The sequence below is a fragment of the Synechococcus sp. EJ6-Ellesmere genome, from assembly GCF_024345875.1.
Lineage (GTDB): Bacteria > Cyanobacteriota > Cyanobacteriia > PCC-6307 > Cyanobiaceae > Regnicoccus_A > Regnicoccus_A antarcticus.
This window is the reverse complement of sequence record NZ_JAGQBY010000185.1, coordinates 1-5694: the sequence shown is the minus strand read 5'-3', so window position 1 is coordinate 5694 and position 5694 is coordinate 1. Positions and strand designations below refer to the sequence as shown.

The window sequence follows — 5694 nt, the reverse complement described above, 5'->3', positions numbered from 1 at the left end:
CCGGGATCCGCTCCTCAATCGACACGTAGGAGAACAGGGAGCCGCTGCGCTCCCGGTGACCTCGCATCTGGACTGGGCAGTTGGCCCATTTTCGCAGATTTGGGCGGGTTTTTCAGCAAACTCCTAGGCTGAAAGGCCTCTGCTGGAACGGGTTTGCAGGACGCCCCCTCGATGGAGATGCTGAGCCTGTTCCCCCGCTACGTGCTCAAGGGGCACCTGCCGGACGCTCTGCTGACCCAGCTCATCACCCTGGCGGGCCAGGTGCTTGCCGATCCGGACACGTCTCCGGATGCCTCGGTGAAGCTGGCCGGTCAGCTGGATCAGCAGCGCGAGCTGGCGCCCCAGCACCCGGCCGTGACCAGCCTGGCCAATGCGGTGATCCTCCCGGGTTGTGATCACTGGATCCGCCATGTGATCGAGCGGCAGCCCCCCCAGGGCCGTGGTCCCTGGATTCCTGGTCGTTACGGCCTGCAGCTGGTGGATGTCTGGCTCAATGCCCAGCGCTGTGGCGATTACAACCCGGTCCACACCCACGGCGGCAGCTTCTCCGGGGTGGTGTTCCTGAAGGTGCCCCCCCAGATCCGACCCGACAGCTTCGACGGCCAGCTCTGCTTCCACGGACCGGAGGAGTGGCACATCCAGAGCTTCCACACCGGCATGGTGCACTACGCCCATCCGGTGCCGGGCGACTTCTACGTGTTCCCCGCCTGGCAGCCCCATTCGGTGCCGCCGTTCCGGGGTGAGGGGGAGCGCTGGTCCCTGGCCTTCAACGTGATCGCCGTGCCTCAGCCGGCTGGGCTGCGGCCCCCCGCGGCCACGTCCAACGCCAACGTGAATCTCTCACTCTCGAGCCGCCGCCCCAAGCCCGGGGGCTTCTCCTGAGCGTGACCGGCACTCGGCTCTGGCCATCCCTGGCCCTCTCGATCCCCGGGGGACATCGGACTGCTCGGTTCGGGCTCCGGCTGCTGGCCTTCCTGGTGGCGTTGCTGTTGCCGGTGTTGCTCGTCTCAGGCGGGCTGGCGGTTGAGCGCAAGGGGCTCGATGGCACTTCTGGCACTCAGCGACTTGTCCCCCACACGATCGCGATCGAGAGCCAACCGTTTCATACCGACCTGCTGCGAACCTCCCGGCGCTGGCATGAGGCTCCCATCGGCCAGGTGGTCGGCGAGAGCCCACGGGACACTCTGCTGAATTTCTATGTCGTGATGGCCAAGGTCTACGGCATGCTTCAGGATCTGGTGGCCAACCCCACGGCTGAACCTGGCCTGTTCTGGTCGGCCTCCACCCTCGAGCGTGCAAGGGAAGCCAACGATTATCTCCAGGAGGCCATCACCGCCCTTGATGTTCATGCCCTGCCCCAGAGCATCCGCCACGATCTGGCGATGGAGTATGCGCTCAAACTGAAGACGCTGTTGGATTACAGCTTCATTAACTCCCTGGAACCTTTTGACATCCCTGATCGCGCCGAGATTGTGCGCTTGTCGGAGCAGCATGCCAACGGTGTCGGCTACTGGAGGATTCCAGGAACGTCGATTGCACTAACGGACAAGAAAGAAGGTCCCCTGCCTGCTCACGATTATTTCTTTTCAGCTGAAACGATTGCTGAGATTCCTGTTCTCTACGAGAAAATCCGTGGCTTTGCTCCCCCAAGCGGGGATTTTTTCACGCCAGGCTTCTACGAGAATTATTCCGCCACTCCTGGCTATATCTTGCCGCCCAAGTGGTATTTGATGTTGCCTGCGTGGCTGCGCCTTGGACTGCTTGAGCGCATGGCGCTCGGTCAGACGCTCGCTCAGCTCCTTCTGGCGGCGTTGCTCTGGGCTGTGTTCCTGGTCCTGTCCAGCCTGCTGTTGGGCCTCTTCTTCAGGACGTACCGGCATCTGCCCAGCCGCCAGGGAGATCAGGGTCAGCTTCTCAGGGGTCGGCGGATCGACATGGCCTGGCTGCGCGTTCTCCTGATCGGTTTCATTCCTCCCCTGGCCTGGTTCATCGAGGTGCTGATCGATGATTATGTGAACATCACCGGTGGCATGCTCATCGCCACCAAGTCCTTCTTCTACATCGTTTCATTTCTGGGCCTTGGGCTGCTTGCCTTTCTGAGCTTTGAGGCTGTGGGACGCTCCATTTCCCGCTGGATCGTCGTGCTCTTGGGTCATCCCTCCGACCTTCAGCTACGCCGAGTCAGCAATCTGATCATGCCCCTCTGCCGGGTGTTCGGCGGTCTGGTTGCCATCATCACGTTCTACCGTCTGCTCGATCTCCTCGGGCTACCGCCTCAGACGGTGCTGGCTTTTTCTGCGGTGCCGGGTCTGGCTATTGGTCTGGGAGCCTCGAAGTTGCTCGGCAATCTCTTCGCGGGGCTCTCGATACAGACTGATCGCCCTCTGAAGGTGGGTGAGTTCTGCCAGATCGGAGAGCATGAGGGATTCGTCACCAAGATCGGTCTGCGTTCGCTTGAGCTGAACACGATCGAGTCGAGAGACACCATTCCGAATTCCCTGGTGGCTGAACAGAAGGTCACCAACTACTCCGTACGCGGTGGTGACCCTGCTGAGCCTTCGCTCCAGGGATTGGATCTGCGCCTGGTGATCGATCAGCCCATCGCTCCGTTTCAGATTCACGAACTGTTCCGCTTGCTGAATCGCGCCATGGCGGACAGCACCGATCTTCGCCTTCCTTTTGCCAGTCTTGATCCGTCAGTTGACGATGGCTTGATCCTCACGTGCCATGCCCAGGTGGAGGCCTCCGATTGGCAGCGCTACCTGGAGGTGCGTCAGCGCTTCATCATTCGCCTGCGCCAGATCGTGTCTCAGGTGAACCTCAGCCGTTTCCGATTCAGCGTGGCTTTCGACACCCCCGATTCCATCCTGCAGACGATTCCCCATCTCGTGGGTGAGGTCTTTGCGGCCCACCCCCTTGTCCATCTGCTGAGCTGTCGCTTCCTGAGCATCAATGACTTCAGCTTCGACTATTACGTGGAATATCAGTCGGATCAGCCCAGCCTGGATCTGTTCGAGGAGGAGCACGGCCGAGTGCTCTGCGCGCTGATCGAAACATTCCGGCAGCGGGGGATCGAGATTCCTCTGCCAACCGCCGTGGAGCTCTCGGAACGCCCGGTCTCCCTCTTGGCTCCCGCCGCACCACCTGCCCCGGCGCACTCCTGACGGCCGCCTGGCGGCAATTCACGCTTGCCAGCCCGGGCCTGCCACCATCGCCATTGATGCACACCCTCTGCCGTGAGCAGCGTCAGCGCCGAGCCTTCCCCCGCCGTGTCCTCGTCGGCTTGCGGCCCCGCCTGGCGGAACGCCTGGTACCCGGTGGCTTTCCTGCGTGATCTGGATCCGGCCCGGCCTACGGGGTTCACCCTCCTCGGCGACGACCTGGTGCTCTGGTTCGACCGCAAGGGTGATGCGGCCCAGCCAGGAGGCCAGTGGCGTGCCTTTGCCGATGTCTGCCCCCACCGCCTGGTGCCGCTCTCCGAGGGGCGGCTCAATGCCGCCGGTGAGCTGGAGTGCCCGTACCACGGCTGGACGTTCGACGGTCAGGGCCGCTGCACCGCCATCCCCCAGGCCAGCGAGGGCAGTCAGCCCAGCGATCGGCGCAGCTCCTGCCGCGCCTACGCCACCGCTTCCGGCCAGGGGATGCTGTTCGTGTTTGCCGGCGCGCCCGAGGCGGCCGCCGCGGTGCCCCTGCCCCTTGTCCCCGTGCTGGAGGAAACGGAAGCTGGCTGGCTGGTGCAGGACACCTTCCGCGACCTCCCCTACGACGCCCTCACCCTGCTGGAGAACGTGCTCGATGTGAGCCACGTTCCCTTCACCCATCACGCCACGGTGGGCCGGCGCGAGACGGCCGGCCCGGTGGACCTGCGGCTGGAGCAGGCCGGCCCCGGAGGCTTCAGCGGCGTCTGGGAGGAGGGCCCGCGCCGGGGCAAGCTCGGCAGCCAGTTCACCACCTTCCTTGCTCCCGGCCTGATGTGGCACGACCTCACGGCCCGTGGCTTCGCCCGCATCCTCACCGTGGTGTACGCCACGCCGACCCGGCCGGGTGAGTGCCGGCTGTTCGCCCGCTTCCCGTTCCAGTTCGAGTCCTCCTGGCCGGGCCGGCTGCTGCGCCTGCGCCCCCAGTGGCTCCAGCACATCGGCAACCACACCGTGCTGGAAGACGACCAGATCTTCCTGCACTGGCAGGAGCGGGTGCTCGAGGCCCGCGGCGGCAGTGCTGCCCTCAGCCGCGCTTGCCACCTGGCCACCGGCGCCGATGCCTACGTCAAGGCCCTGCGCGACTGGGTGGTGCGTGGGGCGGGCGAACCGTTCCCGGATCAGCCGCTGCCGCCCCGCCTGGGCCGCCGCGCGCTGGTGGAGCGCTACGAGAGCCACACCCGCCACTGCCGCAGCTGCTCCGGCGCCCTGCGCCAGATCCGGCGCTGGCGGCCACTGCTGGCCCCCCTGGCCTGGCTGGCCCTGCTGGCGATCGCCTGGTTCCACACCCTGCCGGTGCTGATTCCCGCGGCCCTGGTGGCGGTGGCCGCGGGCTTTGGGTCCTGGAAGCTGGGGCAGTGGGAGCGGCTGCTGCTGATGGGCAGCGATCAGCCCCCCCGCAACCGCCGCTGAGCGGTGCCTCAGCCGCTGTGCACCACGGGAATGTCGCTCAGGCGGGTGGTGGCGGCCCGTGACAGGCGCTGGCGCTTCATCGCCCAGGCCGGTTGGAGGCCGCAGGCGGCCCACTGCACCGTGCCGCGGCCGTAGCGGCGGTTGAGGCCGTCGATGGTGGCCATCAGCACCTCCCGGCGCCGCTGCTGCTCCGGCGGCAGCGGTGCCAGCAGATGGTGCTGCAGCTGCTCCCGCGGCTGCAGGTTCTGCAGCATCACCCCGGCCTTCTGCAGGGGCTTGTGGGGGCGGAACAGCCGCTCGGCCAGGGGCAGCGCCGCCGCCAGCAGCACACTGGTGTCGTTGCTGGCCAGGGGCAGCGACACCGTGGCGGCGTTGGCGTAGAAGCGGGTGCCGTTGAAGGGGCTGCTGCGCACGAACACGGTGATGGCGCCGGCGCGCTGGCGCTGGCGGCGCAGCTTCTCGGCGGCGCGGCTGAGGTAGGTGGCGATCGCCTCGCGCAGTGGGCCCAGCTCGCGGATCGGTTCGCTGAAGCTGCGGCTCACGCAGGTTTCCTGCTTGGCGGGTGGGGCCGCCACCAGGGGCAGGCAGCTGTGGCCCCGCAGTTCCTGCTGCAGGCGCAGCCCCACCACGCCGGCTTTGCTGCGCAGCTCACCACTGGCCAGCTCGCGCAGCTGGAGCGCATTGGCCACGCCGCGCAGCCGGCACCAGCGCGAGAGCTTGCGGCCGATGCCCCAGACGTCCTCGATCGCCATGGCCGCAAGCCAGGGGTCGGGATCGGCCAGCGCCCCCAGATCGAACACACCGCCGTGGGCCGGATCGCCCTTGGCCAGCTTGTTGGCCAGCTTGGCGAGCACCTTGGAGGGGGCGATCCCCACCGCCACCGGCAGCCCCAGGTGGCGCCGCACCTGCCGGCGCAGGGCGCGCCCCCAGGCGCTGAGGTCGCCGGCTTCGGGGCCAGCGGCGGTGGCGGCGGGGCGGCGCAGCCGGCCGAAGGCCTCATCGATCGAATAAACCTCCAGCTCCTCCACCCAGGGCTCAAGGGTGAGCATCAGCCGCTGGCTCATGTCGGCGTAGAGGGCGTAAT

General features: G+C 66.5%; 4 protein-coding genes. 3 read left to right on the top strand and 1 reads right to left on the bottom strand.

The genetic code is table 11. The annotated features are described in order from the left end of the window. The first annotated feature begins 171 nt into the window (after positions 1–171). The 3 genes from KBY78_RS15630 to KBY78_RS15620 all read left to right on the top strand — a co-directional run bounded on the left by KBY78_RS15630 (position 172) and on the right by KBY78_RS15620 (position 4610). The gene (locus KBY78_RS15630) at positions 172–882 is read left to right on the top strand and encodes a putative 2OG-Fe(II) oxygenase (protein WP_037980353.1); all 711 of its coding nucleotides are present in this window, start codon (positions 172–174) and stop codon (positions 880–882) included. Positions 883–884: 2 nt separating this feature from the next. Further along, positions 885–3164 carry a mechanosensitive ion channel family protein gene (locus KBY78_RS16300; RefSeq protein ID WP_255144406.1) on the top strand — a complete coding sequence of 760 codons (2280 nt, stop codon included), beginning with the start codon at positions 885–887 and terminating at the stop codon, positions 3162–3164. Positions 3165–3269: 105 nt separating this feature from the next. Next, the gene (locus tag KBY78_RS15620; protein ID WP_037980356.1) at positions 3270–4610 is read left to right on the top strand and encodes a Rieske 2Fe-2S domain-containing protein; all 1341 of its coding nucleotides are present in this window, start codon (positions 3270–3272) and stop codon (positions 4608–4610) included. An 8-nt stretch (positions 4611–4618) separates the two neighbouring features. Here KBY78_RS15620 and KBY78_RS15615 read toward each other — a convergent pair. Next, positions 4619–5694, bottom strand: a 1076-nt coding sequence (locus tag KBY78_RS15615) for a Y-family DNA polymerase (protein ID WP_255144405.1), incomplete at its 5' end; no start/stop codon positions are given.

Coding starts and splice junctions, on each gene's coding strand:
- KBY78_RS15630 (WP_037980353.1), top strand. CDS start 172: ATGGAGATGCTGAGCCTGTTCCCCCGCTACGTGCTCAAGGGGCACCTG.